The sequence below is a fragment of the Bacteroides sp. FSHCM14E1 genome, from assembly GCF_019633785.1.
Classification (GTDB): domain Bacteria; phylum Bacteroidota; class Bacteroidia; order Bacteroidales; family Bacteroidaceae; genus Bacteroides; species Bacteroides hominis.
Genome location: NZ_JADKYL010000004.1, coordinates 260747 through 280590, shown reverse-complemented (window position 1 = coordinate 280590; position 19844 = coordinate 260747). Strand labels below are relative to the sequence as shown.

The window sequence follows — 19844 nt, the reverse complement described above, 5'->3', positions numbered from 1 at the left end:
AGTTTTTGATTGATTTCGGGGATCGGAAATGGGTGTGGTAATTTGTTTCCGGTTCCCTTTTTTTCATATGGCAGCTCTCCTTTCTTTTATTTTAGCGGACAAATAGATATGGTTTCGTCCTTCCCCACTTTATAGGTGATACCTCCTACAGTTTTTGTCACAATGTCCAAAACATGAAAGATACTATCACGATACTTAAACTTTATTGTATAAAGATCCGAGTTGATACGGTCCGATTCTGTCAGATCGGATGATAACCGGATGGATACGGCATATCTTCTTTCCAGCGTTTTCAGGATTTCCCTAAATGATTGAGAGACAAAATTCATTTCACCTTTGGTCCAGCCCGAATAGACGGAGGCGTCTATATTCCTTTTATAAAACTTTCCATCCCGGTTTTCATACTCCAGTTGCTGGTTGGGTTCTAAAGTAACAAAACAATCCGTCTGATTCTTCTTCCTAACGGCAACAGAACCGGTCTCCAATGTGGTAATCGTTCTCTTATCCAAAGGATACGCCTGCACATTAAACTGAGTACCCAGCACACAGACATCCAGGTGATTAGTCTCTACCACAAAAGGAAGTTTCTTGTCTGGTACAACCTTAAAATGCCCCTCGCCCGAAAGATATACGGAACGGGTATCGCCTGTAAAATGTGTGGGATATAAAAATACAGACCCGGAATTCAGGGTGATGACCGAACCATCGGGAAGTGTGACTTCTTTTTGTTCACCCTTGGGGACAATACATTCGACAAAACGGACATCGTGCGTATGCAGCCTGACATATACATAGGCAGTAGCAATGGACACCAACGGAATAAGTAGAAAAGCTGCTATGCGTGCCCACCGATAAAGGTTTGACGGCTTACATAAAGGAAAGCCTGCTTTTTTTTGAAACTTCCGTAAAGAATGTCGGGTACAGGCATCTGCCGCAGGATGATAATCATCCCATATCTGATGGAGTGCTTTTTCTTTCCGTTCCTTGCCGGACGAATCAAGGAGCCATGTCCAGACTTTGCTTTTAAGATCCGGACTGGCTGTAAAAGCCATAAAGTTGCGTATAATTTTGTATGCGTCAGACATAGTATATTTTATGGGTTATGTATATAAGATACGTAACCCGCCAAACACACACAGTCCGAAAGAGATTTTTTTGGAATAAACTACTAAGTTTATACGATGGTAGCCATAATAACCAAGAGCAATATTTTGCGTATATCGGCCAGAGCCTGGGTCAGATGATTTTCAACCGTACGCTTACTAATGTTTAATTCACGGGCTATTTTCTCATTACTCAGTCCCTGTTCGCGGCTCATCCGGTAGATCTTTTTCCTTTGGGCAGGCATTCTCTCCACAGCGATGGCTATGATCAGTTCCAATTCTTTTGCATCAAGTTCCGCCTCTGTTTCACAATGTTCCGGATGATCATCCGATGTTTGCCAGGATTGATAATTTTGAAATAGCAGGGAACGTTCGATATGCCGGAAAACCGCATTCCGGGCAATACGGAACAGGTATGCATCCAGATTGTCTATCAATTTCAAGTTTCCCCGATTCTGCCACAATAATGCAAAAATATCCTGAGAGATATCTTCCGCCTCTTCAGCATTCTGCAACAAGCCATTAATGAACCCTTTTATTCGAGGGTAATAATCCAGAAAAAAAGCCTCAAACTTTTGAGGACTTTCCAGATTATCCATATCGGCCGGAGACTTCCTTATAAATTTCATCATACAGATATTTTAAGATTGCTCTATGCACACATATCCCACAAATCAGGACAGTTTTTTTAGAGATAATCCACTTAGGTTAACTTTATATTTGTTTTTTATGCCCTTACAATTTTTTATTATCAGCATTTACAAAGTTAAGCCCGGATTATCTCCGGGCTTTCTCCATATCACTGATACTACTGGTGAATGATCAGTGCCGACTGTGCCGGAACCGTTATCTCCGGACCGTACAACAGCCCCAAACCTCGCTCATCAATTACCCCATCTTTGCAGACAACGGTGTATTTGCCTTCAGGTATTGTCAGTTTGGCAGGAACGGAACGAGCATTGAGCACTACGATTATATTGTCCCAAGAGTCTCCGTTCGCACGGTCTTTCAAACGAAAAGCTATCAGGTTAGTGCCCTCCACCGGAAGAAATTCCAGATATTTACGCACCATCTCCGCATCGCCCATACGGAAAGCGGGATGTGCCTTACGAAGACTGATCAGACGTTTATAGTAAGTGAACACATCTTCATGGAGGGTTTTGCGGTTCCAATCGATGGCATTAATGGAATCGGGGCTTTCAAAACTATTATGCACCCCTTTCTTATCGCGCATCACCTCTTCACCGGCATAAATGAACGGAATACCTTGCGAGGTAAACACCGCCGTTTGTGCCAGTTTATCGAGCCGTGCAAGCTGTTCGGAAGTAATATCGGGAATACTTGACTTCAGACGGTCCACCAGGCACATATCATCATGGCAGGACACGTAACTGATCATTTGAGTCGGCTGGGCAGCCCAAGGAGCTTTGCTGTAATTCACAGAGTCATTGTTGACTTGAGGATGCTGGATAGCTCCGACAATTCCGAATTTAATGCTTTCTTCTCCACCGGGAATTCCGGCGAGGAAAGCCCCTTTATGGTTATCATTGAAAGGACCACGCAACGCATCACGCAGTTCGTCGGAGAAAGCGGCAATACCGGGCATCTCGAAAGTATTGGCCTTCATAGCCAGCGAATCCCCCGGATACTGTGGTGCCTCCGCAGCCCAACCTTCACCATAAATAATGATAGAAGGATCAATGGCATTGACTGCCTTGCGGATTTCATTCATTGTCTCGATGTCGTGAATGCCCATCAGGTCGAAGCGGAAACCGTCTATATGATATTCTTTAATCCAGTGGAGCACGGATTCGATCATATACTTACGCATCATGGGACGGTTGCTTGCCGTTTCGTTGCCGCAAGCCGAACCATTTGCCAGCGAACCATCGGGTTTCTGACGATAGAAATATCCCGGAACCGTACGCTCAAAGTTGCTTCCGTCAGTATTGTACGTGTGATTGTACACCACGTCGAGTACTACCCGAATACCGGCTTTGTGGAGCGCCTGCACCATCTGTTTGAATTCACGGATGCGAACAGCCGGATCATAAGGATCAGTAGAATACGAACCATCGGGCACATTGTAATTTTGCGGATCATATCCCCAATTGTATTTATTTTCATTCAGTTTGGTTTCATCCACTGAGGCATAGTCATAAGATGGCAGGAGATGTACATGGGTGACTCCCAGTTCCACCAGATGGTCAATACCGGTAAGCAACTTGGCAGGATTCAGTGTCCCATGTTCGGTCAGAGCCAGAAACTTCCCTTTGTTCCGAATGCCCGACGTGGAGTCAACAGAAAAATCACGATGGTGCATCTCGTAGATGACTGCATCCGCAGGTGATTTCAACGGCGGACGCTGATCGTTTTCCCACCCCTGCGGATCGGTGGATTTCAGGTCGATAATGGCGGCACGCTTTCCGTTTACCCCCACCGCTTTGGCATTGATACCCGGCGTATCTCCCATCCATTTATCGTTTACCTTGACATTGAATGTATAGAATTTCCCCATCAGATCTTTACTGACCGTTGCAGTCCAAGTGCCTTCCTCACCCGGCTCCATAGGAATTGTTTCGTAAGCATGCCCTCCTTCACCCGAATCAAACAACATCAGACGAACTTCATCGGCGGTAGGTGCCCAAAGGATAAACTTAGTAGCCTCCGGTGAATACTCCATCTCCGTGAGACTGCCCGAACGCACCGGATACAGCTCGTAAGACGCATATTCTTTCTTGGCAGGAGTACAACTGACTACAGCCGTGGCCGCAGTCACTCCGATAAAGGCAAGATAGTTCATTTTCATGGTTTTTCTCTCTATTAAATTATTATCTGATTAATTGAGTAGCCCACGGCTACTTCACCCTTTCCGGGTTTTTGGCTATAAAATCTTTCCAACCGCTATACCCTTTCTCCATCACAGGACGCCCCATCTGCAGGAAATGACAATAGGCAGCTGCTAGTCCGTCGGTAGCATCCATAAAGACAGGCATGTCTTCTTTGGCAAAATGCAGCATGCGTTGCAGCATGTCGGCCACTTGCTCTTTTGAAGCCTGCCCGTTACCGGTAATAGCCATTTTTATTTTAAGCGGAGCATATTCGGTAATAGGAATATCTCGACTCAGCGCGGCAGCCATTGCCACTCCTTGTGCACGTCCGAGTTTCAGCATAGACTGCACGTTTTTCCCGAAGAAAGGGGCTTCAATCGCCAGTTCATCCGGCAAGTAGCTTTCAATGATGCTCAGTACCCGTTCATGTATATGGCGCAGTTTAAGGTAATGATCGCCGAATTTACGCAGGTCGATAATCCCCATAGCAATCATCTCCGGCTTAGTCCCCCGGACACGCAGCACTCCGTATCCCATGATCGTTGTACCGGGATCGATGCCCAGAATAATCTTCTCTTTAACCGGCTGAATCACTCCAATACCTCCATCAATGTCGGAAATCCGACTACTTTATCCTTGAATATCTTTACCAACTCTTGGTTAAGCCGTGCACCTTGTTCCTGATGCCAGCGATGCAAAAGGCTGGAATTATCCACCTCCCATTGGAGTGAATAAGAAGTGCCCTCGTCACGATGGCTCAACACACGGCAGATACGTGGTGCACGGAGTGCTCCGTGTTTCTCTACTTCAGGGATATAACTTTCTTTGATCCAGATCAAGAAATTGTCATGAACCTCGTCATCCACCTGAAAAGTGGTATTGTATATCAGCATATTTTTTATCTTTTGATGATTATTTCCGCAAACATAGCAATTATTTCAGAATAATGCATTATATTTGTCGCATCAAAACAGATAAACGTTCGCAAACGTTATCATGAAAACAACGGGGGGTTAGCTCATCTGGCTAGAGCGTAACACTGGCAGTGTTAAGGTGATCGGTTCGAGTCCGATACTCTCCACACCCAATTAATAAAAATAGTAAATATTTCATCATTAAAATGGGGAAATCCGTGAGGACTTCCCCCATTTTGTTTTTTATCCAGTTCTACATCAGTTTGCCACAGATCATGGACCAATGTTCCTCCCAGACTCGATAGCCTCTCCCCTAGAGCAACTACACAATTAATGACCGAACCGGAAACGAAGTTTATGCCAAAAGCCATCTTCTTTCTTTTTTCCTTCCACCGATGCAACCTCGGAGTCTGTATGTGTCGTGGTCTCTGCTTCCACTTCTGTTACCACTTCTTGTATAGAGACCTTCACCTTTTTCTCAAAATTCCTTTTAATCCAAACTTCAAGGACTATTCCGGCATAATCCCAACTGCGTATAATTTTCAAATGATTTTCCAATAGCTGTATCTCCCACTCGATTTTTCTTACCTCTTCACGCAAACTAATGATCCGGTCATACAGCTTTGATTTGCAGCATTGCAATTTCCCCACTTCAGAACGTTGACTGCGCAGGTCTGTCGGCACCTCCGATGTCTCTACAAGCGCTTCTCCGGAGCTTGCGGCATCTTCGTCCTTTTCCGGCCCGGCTATTTTTATACGCTCCCGTCCGCCAAGTACCTCTTCCAGTGTTTTTAGACGATTAGACAATTCATCTTTCTCTTTTTCCAAGCATCTATTCTGCTTGGACAGACTCTCATTTCTGTTCCACAAATCGGTATTACGTCTGCGCGCAGCTTCTATCATTTGCCACTCTTCCATCTGTTGCTTCTTGAACCACTCAACGCTCTTCCGACTTCTGGAAAGTTCTGATTGAAGCCCATGGATGATTTCGTTTGTACTTGCGGGCAGATCACTCAACGTCTTCCTGAATTCCTTGATGTATTCGCATACAGAATCGAATCCCATTCTGGCGGCTACCTTTGAAAGAGGAGAGGCGGCAAAGGCACTATTAAACAGTTTTTGCTCTTCGGTACTCAAGCCACCCACCACCATAGACAATATCCGGCGCACGATGGGCGCAAAGTCATCAAAGAGGCGCATCTTAAGCGCGGCATCTTCGTCCTTCTCAAGTTCCGCCTCGATGCGCCGTTCAAACTTCCCACAAAGTTGTTCGTAATTAGTGGTCAGGCGCGCCAACCGCTTCTCGTTTCCGATCAATCTCTGCACACTCTCGTCGTCAATCAACACCACGCTGCCCACAGTCGAAGAGGTTATCTCACACTCCCGTATCCATCCGAGCACCCGCGATTCGCTGATCCCATACTTATCAGATATACTTTTTACTGACATCCAATCGGCCATATCCATACAATTTAAGGTCTGCAAGATTGTACATAAGATCCGAAGCATCCGTAATTCACCTTATGACGAAAAGAATAGCTATCGTGCCCAATCACTCCCCCGCATCGGCTAAAATAATCATTTTTCACAGAACAACCTATTATTTGTAAAAAAAGAAAGTTATTTTTATTTTATCTCTTATATATGTCAATATGGTAGCGGTTGGAAAACCATTGAAAGGCATGCACGTTACCGACTCACTGCCCGAACTTATCTTGAAGTATCAACAAACCGAAAAAAGAAAGAAAAATATCTCTACCCTTCTGATTATTATACACCAATGAAAAACTGAAAAGCCACAAAAGTCATAAAGCAATTACCAAAGAAACATCTTTTTCCTTTATCATAGAGTTTCACTTCTTTGTTTCTCCTTTGTGTACCCCAAGTACTCTGTGATGAATTCAGCCGACTGACACATTTTATTTCTTTCTATCTCCTTTGATTGCAATATTATTGTTACTTTTGCAGCAATTTAAAGAAAAACCGAATAACAATAAATCGCAAGATATGATAGCTAAGATTAATCAACTTCTTGAAGAGGTAGCAGCCTTGAAGGCTGCCAATGCCGAAGAACTCGAAGCTCTCCGCATCAAATACCTTAGCAAGAAAGGAGCCATCAACGACTTGATGGCAGATTTCCGTAACGTGGCTGCCGAACAGAAAAAAGAAGTCGGCATGAGGCTCAACGAGCTGAAAACTAAAGCACAAGAGAAAATCAACGCACTGAAAGAACAGTTCGACAACCAAGACAACGGACAGGACGATCTGGACCTGACCCGTTCGGCTTACCCTGTGGAACTGGGCACACGTCACCCGCTCTCCATTGTACGCAATGAAATCATCGATATCTTTGCCCGTCTGGGATTCAACATCGCCGAGGGTCCGGAAATCGAAGATGACTGGCACGTGTTCTCAGCACTTAACTTTGCCGAAGATCATCCGGCACGCGACATGCAGGATACATTCTTCATCGAATCACACCCCGACGTGCTACTACGCACACACACTTCGTCGGTGCAGAGTCGCGTAATGGAAGTTTCACAACCACCTATCCGCATCATCTGCCCGGGACGCGTTTACCGTAACGAAGCCATCAGCTATCGTGCACACTGCTTCTTCCACCAGGTGGAGGCGCTGTATGTGGACAAAGATGTTTCTTTCACCGACCTGAAACAGGTGTTGCTTCTCTTCGCCCAGGAGATGTTCGGTGCCGATACAAAAATCCGCCTGCGTCCATCCTACTTCCCGTTCACAGAACCCAGTGCTGAGATGGACATCAGCTGTAACATCTGCGGCGGAAAAGGTTGCCCTTTCTGCAAACATACCGGATGGGTGGAAATCCTGGGATGCGGCATGGTAGACCCCAATGTGCTTGATGCCAACGGAATTGACAGCAAAGTCTACAGTGGCTATGCCTTAGGTATGGGTATCGAACGTATCACAAACTTGAAATATCAGGTGAAGGACCTCCGGATGTTCTCCGAAAACGATACCCGTTTCCTAAAGGAATTCGAAGCGGCATATTGATTTACGATCAGGCGATTTACAATTTACAATTGAAATTACTTCCCGACATGAAGGAGGTAAGAAAGATGTGTAGAGAGTAAATCGTCTAATTCGCTTCAAACTTCGTGTTCTTCACAGGATGAAGTGGCTTCCAATCGCAAATCGTCCAACTGTTAATTATGAAACCATAATGAAAGATAGGCTTGTCACTCCCGGTTATGTCTTGATACTGGCAGCAAACTTCCTTTTGTACTTTGCCTTCTACTTGATTCTGCCTGTACTGCCTTTCTATCTGACTGAAGTTTTCCAAACCGGAAATGCGGCAGTAGGCGTTATTTTATCATGCTACACTGTGGCCTCGCTCTGTATTCGCCCCTTTTCAGGCTATCTACTGGACACACTGGCACGCAAACCGCTCTATCTGATCGCTTATTTCGTGTTCATAACCGTCTTCGCGGGATATATCCTGGCGGGAGTACTGTCATTATTCATTATGCTCCGTGTAGTGCACGGACTGGCCTTCGGTATGGTGACCGTAGCAGGAAACACCATTGTAATCGACATCACTCCTTCTTCACGACGAGGAGAAGCAGTAGGCTACTACGGACTGATGAACAACACCGCCATGAGTTTCGGACCGATGATCGGGCTTTTCATGCACGACACTTGTTCATTCGAAACCATCTTCCTCTGCTCACTTCTCTCCGGCACAGCCGGTTTTGTAGCTGCATGTCTGGTGAAGACTCCTGTCAAGCAACCGGTCAAGCGGGAGCCAATCTCACTTGACCGCTTCGTATTAATAAAAGGTATACCGGCCGGCGTTGCCCTGCTCTTGCTATCTATCCCCTATGGCATGACAAGCACTTACATAGCCATGTATGCCAAAGAAATAGGAATCACACTCAGCTCCGGTCTGTTCTTTACGTTCATGGCAATAGGCATGGCCGTCTCACGTATGTTCTCCGGACGGCAGGTGGACAAGGGACACATCACGCAGGTTATCACTCTGGGACTTTATCTGGTGTGCATTTGTTTCTTCACTCTTTCTGCCTGTGACAAACTGATGCAGATAAATCCCGAACTAACCGATGTGCTTTTCTTCATGGTAGCACTGCTGCTGGGAGTCGGGTTTGGCACCATGTTTCCAGCCTTCAACACGCTGTTTGTCAACTTGGCTCCGAACAGCCAACGCGGCACAGCCACTTCCACCTATCTCACCTCGTGGGATGTAGGCATCGGAATCGGTCTGGTTCTGGGCGGCTATATCGCCCAATTTACCTCGTTTGACATGGCCTATCTCTTCGGAGCCTGCCTGACAGTGATCTCCACCTTCTATTTTAACTTGAAAGTCGCACCTCATTATCATAAGAACAAATTAAGATGACAAAGAAAGAACGTTATGAAAAAGTAATCGCCTGGTTTCAGGAGAATGTACCCGTAGCCGAAACGGAACTGCATTACAACAACCCGTACGAACTGCTGATTGCCGTTATCCTCTCCGCACAATGTACTGACAAGCGGGTGAACATGATCACCCCGAAAATCTATCAAGACTTCCCCACCCCGGAAGCACTGGCCGCTACTACTCCGGAAGTGATATTCGAGTACATCCGCAGTGTCTCTTACCCTAACAATAAGTCAAAACACTTGGTAGGCATGGCACGAATGCTGGTGAGTGACTTTAACAGCAAAGTGCCCGGTACCCTTGAAGAACTGATCAAACTGCCCGGAGTGGGACGCAAAACAGCCAACGTCATCCAGTCTGTCGTATTCAACAAGGCGGCCATGGCTGTAGACACACATGTATTCCGAGTGAGCCACCGCATCGGACTCGTGGGTGATGCCTGCACGACTCCTTTCAGTGTAGAAAAAGAACTGACGAAAAACATCCCCAACGAATTGATTCCCATTGCTCACCACTGGCTTATTCTACACGGACGTTATGTCTGCCAGGCACGTACACCCAAATGTGAAACCTGTGGTTTGCAATTAATGTGTAAATATTACTGTGAGAAGTATAAAGTTAGCAAAGACACACCGAAGAGGAAGAATAAATAACGATTTCATAGCAAAAAAGAGAAATTAATACTAACTTTGCGGTCATCATAAAAGAAACTAACACTTTTAAAGTAAATAAATAAAGTATTATGCAGACAATTGACAATTTCAATTTTGCCGGTAAAAAGGCATTCGTTCGCGTGGACTTCAATGTACCCTTGGACGAAAACTTCAACATTACAGACGACACTCGTATCCGTGCTGCACTTCCTACGCTAAAGAAGATTCTGGCAGACGGTGGCAGCATCATCATCGGCTCTCACCTGGGCCGTCCGAAAGGCGTTGCCGACAAATTCTCTCTGAAACATATCGTTAAGCACGTGTCAGAACTGCTGGGCGTTGAAGTTCAGTTTGCTAACGACTGCATGGGCGAAGAAGCTGCCGTGAAAGCTGCCGCTTTACAACCGGGCGAAGTGCTGTTGCTCGAGAATCTCCGTTTCTACGCTGAGGAAGAAGGCAAACCGAGAGGACTGGCTGAAGACGCAACCGACGAAGAAAAAGCCGCTGCCAAGAAAGCCGTGAAAGAAAGCCAGAAAGAATTTACAAAGAAACTGGCTTCATACGCTGACTGCTACGTAAACGACGCATTCGGTACGGCTCACCGTGCACACGCTTCTACGGCATTGATCGCCAAATACTTCGATGTGAACAATAAGATGTTCGGTTACTTGATGGAGAAAGAAGTGAAGGCCGTTGACAAGATATTGAACGATATCAAACGTCCGTTTACAGCCATCATGGGTGGTTCTAAAGTGTCTTCTAAGATCGAAATCATCGAAAACCTGCTGAACAAGGTAGACAACCTGATCATCACAGGCGGTATGACATATACTTTCACCAAAGCTATGGGTGGACAGATCGGTCTGTCTATCTGCGAAGATGACAAACTGGATCTCGCCCGCGAACTGATGCAAAAGGCTAAAGACAAAGGTGTAAATCTGGTATTGGCTGTTGACGCTAAGATCGCCGACTCTTTCTCTAACGATGCCAACACTAAATTCTGTCCTGTGAATGAAATTCCTGACGGATGGGAAGGTCTTGACATCGGTCCTAAATCAGAAGAAATCTTTGCCGAAGTGATCAAGAATTCCAAGACTATCCTTTGGAACGGCCCGACAGGCGTATTCGAATTCGAAAACTTCACTCACGGTTCACGCTCGGTAGGCGAAGCTATCGTAGAAGCTACTAAGAACGGAGCTTTCTCACTCGTTGGCGGTGGCGACTCTGTAGCTTGTGTCAACAAGTTCGGCCTGGCAAACGGTGTATCTTATGTTTCTACCGGCGGTGGAGCATTGCTTGAAGCAATCGAAGGAAAAGTTCTTCCGGGTATTGCCGCTATTCAGGAATAAGACTAAAGTGAATCACTATAAAACAGAAAAGGCAGCCCCTCACGGAGTTGCCTTTTTTAAAAGGAAAAAGTCAAGAGTGAAACTCTTTTTCAGCATCATACTACTGCTTCTTTTATCAGCCTGTGCAGACAAAAAAGAGGGACATACACTGTCATCCGAACTTCAGCCTCTGACTTTCGGACTAATGCCTTCTTTCGACGGACTGCCTCATCTGATTGCCGCCCGTTACGGTGTTTATGATTCGCTGGATATAAAAGTCAACTTCATCACTTATGCCTCGGCAACCGATCGTGACGCTGCTTTCTTATCGGGCAAACTGGATGGTATGCTCACCGACTATCCATGTGCCGCCCTTTTACAGACCAAAGGAGTCCGTTTGCGTCTGGTTATGGAAAATGATGGCTGCCTTAGCCTGATAACAAGCAAAAAATATGATGTCAGGAATCCGGAAGACCTAAAAGGGAAAAACATTGCCATCTCTTGCAATACCCTGATAGAGTATGCCACCGACGAAGTAATGAAACAGGCCCGTCTTACTCCCGGTGAAGCGAACAAACCCGAAATCAACAACATTTTTTTGAGGCTGATGATGTTGGAAAACGGACAGATCACAGCATCTTTCTTGCCCGGTCCGGCAACGGCAATCGCGGTAAACGACGGACACACAGTATTGCTGAATACAATCCAAATGGGGATACATTCCGCCGGAACGGCTTTCACAGAAGAGACCATCAAAGAAAAAAACGAAGAAATAAGGAGGTTTATCACCGGATACAATCTCGGCGTGAAATACCTGCAAACTTATCCCCGGGATAAATGGGGGGAGATATTAACACAAGAATTCGGACTGCCGGAAACAGTGGCTGCCCAGGTGGACTTGCCCGATTATCGACCTGCCATGTGTCCGTCTTCTCACGACATAAAAAAAGCTATTGCCTGGCTGAAGAACAAAGGAGCAATCCCCGGTAACTATCAGGGTGAAAACTTAGTAGATACGACCTTCATTCCCGGCCAATTCAAACCATAATAAATACAACAAAGTAAAGATGAAAAACACATTCCTATTAACACTTGTGCTGCTACTGGCAAGCGGCAACCTGAATGCACAGGAAAAAAAAGAGGGTATGACGGTAAACAAAGTCGTCAATACGCTAAAAGAACGGATCACCCTTGCCGGATATGCGCAGCTGGGATATACTTATGACGATGCAGCGAAGAAAACCAATACATTCGACATCAAACGAATCATTTTCATGGCTCACGGACGAATCACCGACCGTTGGACCTGCGATTTCATGTACGACTTTTACAATGGAGGTATGCTGCTCGAGGTTTATACCGATTATCAGATTCTACCCGGACTGAAAGCCCGCATCGGAGAATTTAAAGTCCCTTATACGATCGAGAACGAATTATCACCCACGACAGTGGAACTGATTAACTGCTACTCACAGTCTGTGTGTTATCTGGCAGGGGTAAGCGGCAGTGACGTAGCTTGTGGCATGACATCGGGACGCGACATCGGTGCGATGATCCACGGAGGACTACTGAACGACCTGCTATACTACAAACTGGCGGTGATGAACGGACAAGGACTCAATATCAAAGATAAAAACAATCAAAAAGATATCATCGGCAATCTGATGGTAAATCCACTGAAATGGCTGTCGGTAGGCGGTTCGTTTATAAAAGGAACAGGACATGCCGTCGCCGATTCGGAAATAACCGGTATCCCGGCAGGGGAAAACTACACCAAAAATCGCTGGAGTATAGGAGGTATCATCACGACAAGCCCGTTCAGCCTCCGTTCCGAATATCTGGCGGGAAAGGACGGAACTGTGAAAAGTGACGGTTTTTATGCCACCGGAAGTTGCCGGCTCCTACGCAACTTCGACCTCGTAGTTTCATATGACTATTTCAACGCAGATAAAGCCATCGGCCGAAAACAGACGAATTACATAGCCGGACTGCAATATTGGTTCTATCCCAAATGCAGACTGCAAGCACAATATACTTTTTGCGACCGGAATAAGGGAAAAGACAGTAACCTGTTTCAGGCGCAGGTACAGGTAAGATTCTAAAACGATAATCAATGGAACATAAAATCAGCGAACCCAATGCCCGTGTAGACGTGGCCGATGTACTGAGAGGACTGGCTGTGATGGGGATCATCATCCTGCATAGTATCGAACATTTTAATTTCTACTCCTTTCCGGATGCCATCCCCGGCGAATGGATGAAGTTTACCGACAGAGCTATCTGGAACGGGCTCTTTTTTGTCTTCAGCAACAAAGCTTATGCCGTATTTGCCCTGCTGTTCGGCTTCAGTTTCTATATTCAGGATAACAACCAACAACGCCGTGGTAAAGATTTTCGCCTCCGGTTCATCTGGCGGATGGTGCTACTGTTCATCATCGGACAGTTCAACGCTGCTTTTTTTACAGGTGAAATACTGACGATGTATGCCATGCTCGGTCTGATACTCCCTCTGTTCTGTCGCCTCGGTAGCCGCAGTGTAACCATCTTCGCTACCCTGCTTATCCTGCAACCGATAGATTGGTTCAAAGTCATCTATGCTCTCTGCAACCCGGATTATGTACCCGGTCCCAGCCTGGCTTCCCACTACTTCGGGATTGCTTTCGACGTGCAGAAAAACGGTACCTTCCTTGAAACGATCTGCATGAACCTCTGGGAAGGGCAACTTGCCAACCTGACTTGGGCATTGGAGCACGGACGCATTCTGCAAACGCCTGCCCTCTTCCTCTTCGGTATGCTGGTGGGACGTAAGGGACTATTCCTTTATAGCGAACAGAACGAACAACGCTGGCTCAAAGCATTAGGTATGTCACTCTTATGTTTCTTTCCATTATATGGTCTGAATAACATGCTGCCGGGATTCATCACGCGCGATGCCCTCCTGATTCCCTTGCAACTGATCATAAGCTCTTTGAGCAACCTCAGCTTCATGGTATTGCTGGTCAGCGGACTGCTTATCACTTTCTACCGTGTCAAAGACCGCAGATTCCTGATGCGTTTCACCTCGTATGGCAAGATGAGTCTGACAAACTACATCGGACAATCCGTCATTGGCTCACTTCTTTTCTACCACTGGGGGTTTGAATTGGGACGTTTCTTAGGAATTACTTACAGTTTCTTTTTTGGCATTCTTTTTGTACTTCTTCAAATGACCTTCTGTTCCTGGTGGCTCGGTCACTTCAAACATGGTCCCTTCGAAGGCCTATGGAAACGCCTCACTTGGATTGGAAACAATAAACGAAAGTAAATTATGAACGAACAACTTATCAACGAACAATATCAATACATCCTCCGCCTGATCGGACAAAAACGACTGAAGGAGGCGCTGACTCAACTGGAATCATTCCTCTGGAAGTGTCCGGAATGGTCGCTCCGTACCCGCCTGGAGCAGATACAGACTTCGTACAACTATATGCTGCAATACATGCGCCAGGGGATAGAAGACCCGGAGCGTAAGAAATTATATCAAAGATTGCTGGCCGATACTCTTGAAATCACCGATCAGGCACGTATTACACTACTCGACAGCGTATCAAGCCATTATTATCATCAATATCGTACGCGACGTACTGAGGAACTTTCTCCCCTTACCCTGGAGATGCTGATACACACGCTTGAATCGTTCAATGATGACCTGGCCGTAAGCGGATTCATTTCGGATCAAAACATGGATGAAGTTTTGAAACGTCACGAAGATAATCTGCGGATTCTGTTCTTGCAAACCTGGACCAATAGCAACTGGAGTACGGAAGAAAGTACAACTGCACAATCCATGCTTCAGTCCGAGTTACTTCCGGTGAACGATCTTTGCCTTTTTACAAGTGCCGTTACCCTTAGTCTGATGGAATGTTTCGATCTCCGAAAACTTCTGTGGCTGATAGATGCTTACCGTCACCCCAATGTACAGATCAGCCAGCGGGCTCTGGTAGGAATCGCTTTTATTCTCCATGCCTATTCACCACGTATCGATTTCTATCCGGAAATCAATTTACGTATCACGGCACTGATGGAAGAAACCGCGTTCGAAAAAGAACTGCTACGCGTACATATCCAAATACTTCTCAGTCAGGAAACGGAAAAAATCGACAAAAAAATGCGTGAGGAAATCATTCCCGAAATGCTGAAAAGCATGTCTCCCATGCGCAACATGAAGTTTGGTTTCGAAGAGTCCGATGAAGAGAAAGATGACACCAATCCCGACTGGGCCGATGCTATAGAGAAATCCGGACTGGGTGACAAGTTGCGTGAAATGAACGAATTGCAACTGGAAGGTGCCGATGTATATATGAGCACATTTGCACAACTTAAAAGCTATCCGTTCTTCAGGGAAATTTCCAATTGGTTCTATCCTTTCGACAGGCAACAATCGGCTGTCATTAAAGAGTTTCGTAACCGGGAAACAGAAGGAGGAAGTCTGTTGGAAATCATCCTGCAGTCTGGTTTCTTCTGTAACAGTGACAAGTATTCGCTGTTCTTCACCATGCAGCAATTGCCGCAATCACAGCGTGACATGATGTTGAGCCAACTCACGGAACAACAAATGGAAGAATTGGCAGATCAGTCGAAAGCCGAAACACTGAAGAAATTTTCCGAACGCCCCGATACGGTAAGTAACCAATATCTGCACGACTTATACCGCTTCTTCAAATTGAATATGCGAAGACAGGAATTTCGCGACTTGTTCAAAGAGACCATCTGCCTGTACAGCAATCCGGCATTGGAAGACATGTTGTTCAACCCGGATGCCCTGCTGGCTTTAGCCAACTTTCACTTCAGAAAAGAGCACTGGGAAAAAGCAGCCGAAGCCTATGACAAAGTCGCCTACATGGTCCCACGAGAGAATGAAGCTGAAGTTTACCAAAAGCAGGGCTACTCTCTGCAAAAACTAAAACGATATGCACAAGCCATCGAAGCCTATCGGAAAGCAGATACCCTCAAACCGAACAACTTATGGACTAATCGCCATTTAGCCATTTGTTATCGTCTCGACCGACAATTCCGCAAAGCTTTGGAATATTACCGAAAAGTGGAAGAAGTATTGCCGGAAGACACAAAAGTAATTTTCTATATTGGCAACTGCCTGGCAGAGACATGGAACTACGAAGAAGCACTGAACTACTTCTTCAAACTCGATTTCCTGGAAAGTGATTGCATCAAAGCATGGCGTGCCATCGGTTGGTGTTCGTTCATGACAGGAAAACGTGAACAAGCCATGAAGTACTATGATAAAGTGATTGCCCAAAAGCCGATGCCGGTAGACTACCTGAATGCCGGTCATGTGGCATGGTCATTGGGAGATATAGAGAAAGCCGTGCCTTTCTACTCCAAAGCCGCAGAACTCTATGGCAGTAAAGAGCAGTTCCTTGAGATGTTCCGCAAGGACGAGGATATCATCATAGGAAAAGGTATTACCTCCGATGATATTCCATTGGTTCTCGATCTGATTTAGAACAAACAAGAAAGAAAAAACGAACAGGGTGTCCGATTGTGGACACCCTGTTTTTTTATAATCTATTAATAATGAAGCTTCTAAATTCTGGCATACCTATTGATTCTTACTCTACAGAAAATAATCTGAAAAAAGATTGTATACCCGTGCAACTTAAATTCAAGTAACAACGTCTAATAAACAAAGAAAGATATAAACTAATTAAATAATAAAGGATATGAAAACAATTACATTTTTCAAAAGAGTATTAGCCTCTGCAGCATTAGTTTCGGTATGTGGATTTGCTTGTGCAACAAACAACGGCAAACAGTTTGTCCATAATGATACGATGGAAAAGGGAAGACTCGTCTGCCGTGAAATATATTCTATGGACAATCCTGTTTCCGGCATACTCAGTCCGGTAAAAATGCATAAATACAGCTACGATACCGACCATCAGAGAACGGTGAAATCCACCTATACATGGAATGTATTTAAAAACGCATGGGAAAAAGAATCTTTGACGGTTGTCTCCCGGTATGAAACAGAAACTTCGGTAGAGTATTCTGTATGGAATAAAGAAAAAGAATCATTTAGCCCATCAGAAAAATATATATACATCACCAACAGTGATAACCAACTGATAGCCCAATACGCATACAAAATGAACTCCCGCACCAACCAATGGATATTGGAGAAAGACGCCTTAGTACCCATTTACGAGAACATTTATGCAACAACCCGTTAATGGAGATTCCGGATTTCACAGATACGGAAAAATCAGGTAACATAATCAAAGAAACCAGAACATCAAAGAGAAAGAATTTAAATCCGGAAGTTGATAAAAAAGTAGTTATCCCCATCTCCTCTTTGCCAAGACTCTCTTGGGAGTTCAAGACATCGAATCAAGACAAAGCATTTATAACCAAACAGATAAATACACTTGGTATCTAAGTATAGAAAGTTAGTTTTAACACTGTATTAAAGTTGGTTCTTCAAACACAGACAACAAGTCTTTTGCATGCAAAAGACTTGTTGTTTATATTCGTGAAAGTAAAAACGGAAATTATGCATTAACAATGTTAACGATCCACAGGTTGACTTACTTTTACCCAGTCTATCTCCATCTTCGCAGGCAGTTCACTATCCATTATAGTACCAGGCCAAGTACCTGCACCGCCCAAAGCATAATTTAAAATCAAATAAAAAGAAGTATCGAACGGCCATTGCTTTTTGACGCTCTCATCGGCCAAATGCAAGTTAGGATAGACTAAAGTGGTAGCTCCATTCACTTTAAAAGTAAGAGACTCGGGAGTCCACTCGATACCAAATACATTGAATTGCCCTTTATTGTAAGGAACTGTTTTTGTTGGAACAGGCTTAGTGAATCCCAAGTCATTTTTGTAGTGGCTGTGAATTGTTTGATATACAATGCCGTCATGATTCAACTGCTCCATAATATCTATTTCACCGCAAGCAGGCCATCCACTGTAAACGGGTTTGGCAGGCATCATCCAGATGGCAGGCCATCCACCCTTTGCCGTCTTGGTGAAACGGGCACATATCTCTATTTTACCATATTGAAATTCTGCTTTACCTAATGACTGCACCCCTCCCGTCTTATATACTCCATTCACTTTCTCGGCAATCAGTACTAACTTCCCATCGTGTACATAAGCCTGATCATAACTTTCGGATAAATATTTGCTCCAGGCAGGACTGCCTTTTTTGCACAAGCCCCATTTTGTTTTGTCGGGAATACTATCTGTCTGGTTGAAGTCATCTTGAAAAACTATCTTCTCCGAAACAGCATCTGACCTTGTCAGAGGTGTAACCATCGAATCATCAGAAGACGAACAAGCATAGAAAGAAAGTACCGACATGACAGCACCGCATAATAAGACAAGAGATCTTTTCATAATACTAAGGTTTTAGAGTTAAACATAAAATTACTGATAAATAACAAACTGTATATTTATTTAGTTCATCAACTCTCTGTGATTTTTTATACGATTTAATAGGGACAATCTAATCTGACTTACCAGAATCCATAAAAGGTATCAATAAAGAGAGCGTCGTTTATGTCATTCAAAACTATAAGAAACATTACACCAAGCTATTTCATCATTCTCAGATGTCATCTGATTAAGATCTTCAAATACAGGATAATAATAAAAAAAATCAGAATAGTTGGCTATAAAGCCGCCATCATGTCCCCTCCCAAAAGAAGTGAAATGCCCGGTTGAACTGTAAGTCCAGAAATGAATTGAGTAGGTCAGCTGTAATTGATCACTATTGACATTATGATTTACCTTACCATAAAATTCCCAACGATTTTCGGCATGGGAACGCATGAAAAGAGAATCATTCCGCATCTGAAAATACTTTTCGTATGAAAGTGAAGTACCATCTTCAAAGTCGGAAAAGAATCTCAACTTATCAACAGATATAAACTCAATCTTATCATTTGGAAAACCCTTAATAAATCCATCCGAACTATTGAAACGGCTTTCCCAATAACTGTCCATCTCCGGAAAGATTTCTACGCCTCCTTTACTACTGCCTTGATAGCATCTGAAACCTTCAAGGCGGTATTGTCCGCTATAAGCCACAGACCGGGACGCAACAGCCACCGGAATAATATGCTCTTCTCCCCGATAAGATACACAGATATGAGTTTTTCCAACCCCAGCCACACGAACTTCAATGCATCTTTTTCCTAAGTAATCCGGATTATACGTAGCGTCGACCACCGCAGTATCTTCCGAACGGACTTTTATCTGATCTCCGGATGCAGCTTTCAGAAAAATCATAGCCGGTGTTTGCAAAACATCCATCAAGAGTCCCTCTTCTCCCAGGAGACGCTCTTCAGAACCATTACTGGTATAAAAACGAATTTCATTTTCATCATCTTTCTCACAACCGCTAAGCACTATCACAACTACCGTAGCAAAGAGAACATAGTACAGACTTTTAAATAAGGGTAAGGTTACAGGTTTCATATTATTTTCAGTTTTAGTAAAATCCCTATTCGGATAAAATGCAAATATAACGAATTAAAGAAGGAAAGCAAGGTTAAGAATGCGTTATCACACAATTAACGTTCTTTAATTCATTGC

The 19844-nt window shown here is 44.5% G+C and carries 17 protein-coding genes and 1 tRNA gene; 10 read left to right on the top strand and 8 right to left on the bottom strand.

Annotated elements, in window-relative coordinates; translation table 11 throughout:
- Positions 1-86 precede the first annotated feature (86 nt).
- From ISX59_RS08825 to ISX59_RS08805, 5 genes are all read right to left on the bottom strand, one after another.
- Positions 87-1085 (bottom strand): FecR family protein, encoded by a 999-nt coding sequence (locus ISX59_RS08825; protein WP_044300078.1) that lies wholly within the window; start codon positions 1083-1085, stop codon positions 87-89.
- Between the two features lie 89 nt (positions 1086-1174).
- On the bottom strand, positions 1175-1732 hold the full coding sequence (locus ISX59_RS08820; protein WP_005807607.1) for an RNA polymerase sigma-70 factor: 558 nt from the start codon (positions 1730-1732) through the stop codon (positions 1175-1177).
- A 179-nt stretch (positions 1733-1911) separates the two neighbouring features.
- A complete protein-coding gene (pulA, locus tag ISX59_RS08815) occupies positions 1912-3912 on the bottom strand; it encodes a type I pullulanase (RefSeq protein WP_044300077.1) in 2001 nt (666 codons plus the stop codon).
- Between the two features lie 49 nt (positions 3913-3961).
- A complete protein-coding gene (gene ruvC / locus ISX59_RS08810) occupies positions 3962-4528 on the bottom strand; it encodes a crossover junction endodeoxyribonuclease RuvC (protein ID WP_005780571.1) in 567 nt (188 codons plus the stop codon).
- Positions 4525-4827: a DUF4286 family protein gene (locus tag ISX59_RS08805; protein WP_044300076.1), complete on the bottom strand. Its 303-nt coding sequence runs from the start codon at positions 4825-4827 to the stop codon at positions 4525-4527. The genes ruvC and ISX59_RS08805 overlap by 4 nt, the downstream gene beginning before the upstream one ends.
- A gap of 114 nt (positions 4828-4941) precedes the next feature.
- Here ISX59_RS08805 and ISX59_RS08800 point away from each other — a divergent pair.
- Positions 4942-5015: transfer RNA gene (locus tag ISX59_RS08800), tRNA-Ala, on the top strand.
- A 163-nt stretch (positions 5016-5178) separates the two neighbouring features.
- Here ISX59_RS08800 and ISX59_RS08795 read toward each other — a convergent pair.
- Positions 5179-6309, bottom strand: coding sequence for a hypothetical protein (locus ISX59_RS08795; protein WP_255580148.1), 1131 nt, complete (start codon positions 6307-6309; stop codon positions 5179-5181).
- Positions 6310-6855: 546 nt separating this feature from the next.
- Between ISX59_RS08795 and pheS the strand changes: the two genes are divergently transcribed.
- The 9 genes from pheS (at position 6856) to ISX59_RS08750 (ending at position 17473) form a co-directional block, all read left to right on the top strand.
- Positions 6856-7875, top strand: a complete 1020-nt coding sequence (gene pheS, locus ISX59_RS08790) for a phenylalanine--tRNA ligase subunit alpha (RefSeq protein WP_005780578.1) — start codon at positions 6856-6858, stop codon at positions 7873-7875.
- Positions 7876-8044: 169 nt separating this feature from the next.
- Positions 8045-9238 (top strand): MFS transporter, encoded by a 1194-nt coding sequence (locus ISX59_RS08785; protein ID WP_005780580.1) that lies wholly within the window; start codon positions 8045-8047, stop codon positions 9236-9238.
- Positions 9235-9912, top strand: coding sequence for an endonuclease III (gene nth / locus ISX59_RS08780; RefSeq protein WP_005821162.1), 678 nt, complete (start codon positions 9235-9237; stop codon positions 9910-9912). The genes ISX59_RS08785 and nth overlap by 4 nt, the downstream gene beginning before the upstream one ends.
- A gap of 89 nt (positions 9913-10001) precedes the next feature.
- A complete protein-coding gene (gene pgk / locus ISX59_RS08775) occupies positions 10002-11261 on the top strand; it encodes a phosphoglycerate kinase (RefSeq protein WP_005807633.1) in 1260 nt (419 codons plus the stop codon).
- 7 nt (positions 11262-11268) lie between these two features.
- A complete protein-coding gene (locus ISX59_RS08770) occupies positions 11269-12288 on the top strand; it encodes an ABC transporter substrate-binding protein (RefSeq protein WP_182423852.1) in 1020 nt (339 codons plus the stop codon).
- Between the two features lie 19 nt (positions 12289-12307).
- Entirely contained in the window at positions 12308-13342 is a 1035-nt protein-coding gene (locus tag ISX59_RS08765; protein WP_005807639.1) for a porin, read from the top strand.
- A gap of 11 nt (positions 13343-13353) precedes the next feature.
- Positions 13354-14544 (top strand): DUF418 domain-containing protein, encoded by a 1191-nt coding sequence (locus ISX59_RS08760; protein WP_005807643.1) that lies wholly within the window; start codon positions 13354-13356, stop codon positions 14542-14544.
- Positions 14545-14547: 3 nt separating this feature from the next.
- Positions 14548-16746: a tetratricopeptide repeat protein gene (locus ISX59_RS08755; RefSeq protein WP_220575825.1), complete on the top strand. Its 2199-nt coding sequence runs from the start codon at positions 14548-14550 to the stop codon at positions 16744-16746.
- A gap of 217 nt (positions 16747-16963) precedes the next feature.
- Complete coding sequence (locus tag ISX59_RS08750; RefSeq protein WP_220390709.1) at positions 16964-17473, top strand: DUF3836 domain-containing protein; 510 nt, start codon at positions 16964-16966, stop codon at positions 17471-17473.
- A gap of 334 nt (positions 17474-17807) precedes the next feature.
- On the opposite strand, the gene ISX59_RS08745 is transcribed toward ISX59_RS08750, so the two are convergent.
- Entirely contained in the window at positions 17808-18644 is an 837-nt protein-coding gene (locus ISX59_RS08745; RefSeq protein WP_220575824.1) for a glycoside hydrolase family 16 protein, read from the bottom strand.
- 165 nt (positions 18645-18809) lie between these two features.
- Entirely contained in the window at positions 18810-19727 is a 918-nt protein-coding gene (locus ISX59_RS08740) for a hypothetical protein (protein ID WP_220575823.1), read from the bottom strand.
- Positions 19728-19844: the final 117 nt, after the last annotated feature.

What these genes read in the sequence shown, in the direction of transcription:
- ISX59_RS08825 (WP_044300078.1), bottom strand. Translation starts at nt 1,085, where the DNA reads ATGTCTGACGCATACAAAATTATACGCAACTTTATGGCTTTTACAGCC.
- ISX59_RS08820 (WP_005807607.1), bottom strand. Translation starts at nt 1,732, where the DNA reads ATGAAATTTATAAGGAAGTCTCCGGCCGATATGGATAATCTGGAAAGT.
- pulA (WP_044300077.1), bottom strand. Translation starts at nt 3,912, where the DNA reads ATGAAAATGAACTATCTTGCCTTTATCGGAGTGACTGCGGCCACGGCT.
- ISX59_RS08805 (WP_044300076.1), bottom strand. Translation starts at nt 4,827, where the DNA reads ATGCTGATATACAATACCACTTTTCAGGTGGATGACGAGGTTCATGAC.
- ISX59_RS08795 (WP_255580148.1), bottom strand. Translation starts at nt 6,309, where the DNA reads ATGGCCGATTGGATGTCAGTAAAAAGTATATCTGATAAGTATGGGATC.
- pheS (WP_005780578.1), top strand. Translation starts at nt 6,856, where the DNA reads ATGATAGCTAAGATTAATCAACTTCTTGAAGAGGTAGCAGCCTTGAAG.
- ISX59_RS08785 (WP_005780580.1), top strand. Translation starts at nt 8,045, where the DNA reads ATGAAAGATAGGCTTGTCACTCCCGGTTATGTCTTGATACTGGCAGCA.
- nth (WP_005821162.1), top strand. Translation starts at nt 9,235, where the DNA reads ATGACAAAGAAAGAACGTTATGAAAAAGTAATCGCCTGGTTTCAGGAG.
- pgk (WP_005807633.1), top strand. Translation starts at nt 10,002, where the DNA reads ATGCAGACAATTGACAATTTCAATTTTGCCGGTAAAAAGGCATTCGTT.
- ISX59_RS08765 (WP_005807639.1), top strand. Translation starts at nt 12,308, where the DNA reads ATGAAAAACACATTCCTATTAACACTTGTGCTGCTACTGGCAAGCGGC.
- ISX59_RS08760 (WP_005807643.1), top strand. Translation starts at nt 13,354, where the DNA reads ATGGAACATAAAATCAGCGAACCCAATGCCCGTGTAGACGTGGCCGAT.
- ISX59_RS08755 (WP_220575825.1), top strand. Translation starts at nt 14,548, where the DNA reads ATGAACGAACAACTTATCAACGAACAATATCAATACATCCTCCGCCTG.
- ISX59_RS08750 (WP_220390709.1), top strand. Translation starts at nt 16,964, where the DNA reads ATGAAAACAATTACATTTTTCAAAAGAGTATTAGCCTCTGCAGCATTA.
- ISX59_RS08745 (WP_220575824.1), bottom strand. Translation starts at nt 18,644, where the DNA reads ATGAAAAGATCTCTTGTCTTATTATGCGGTGCTGTCATGTCGGTACTT.
- ISX59_RS08740 (WP_220575823.1), bottom strand. Translation starts at nt 19,727, where the DNA reads ATGAAACCTGTAACCTTACCCTTATTTAAAAGTCTGTACTATGTTCTC.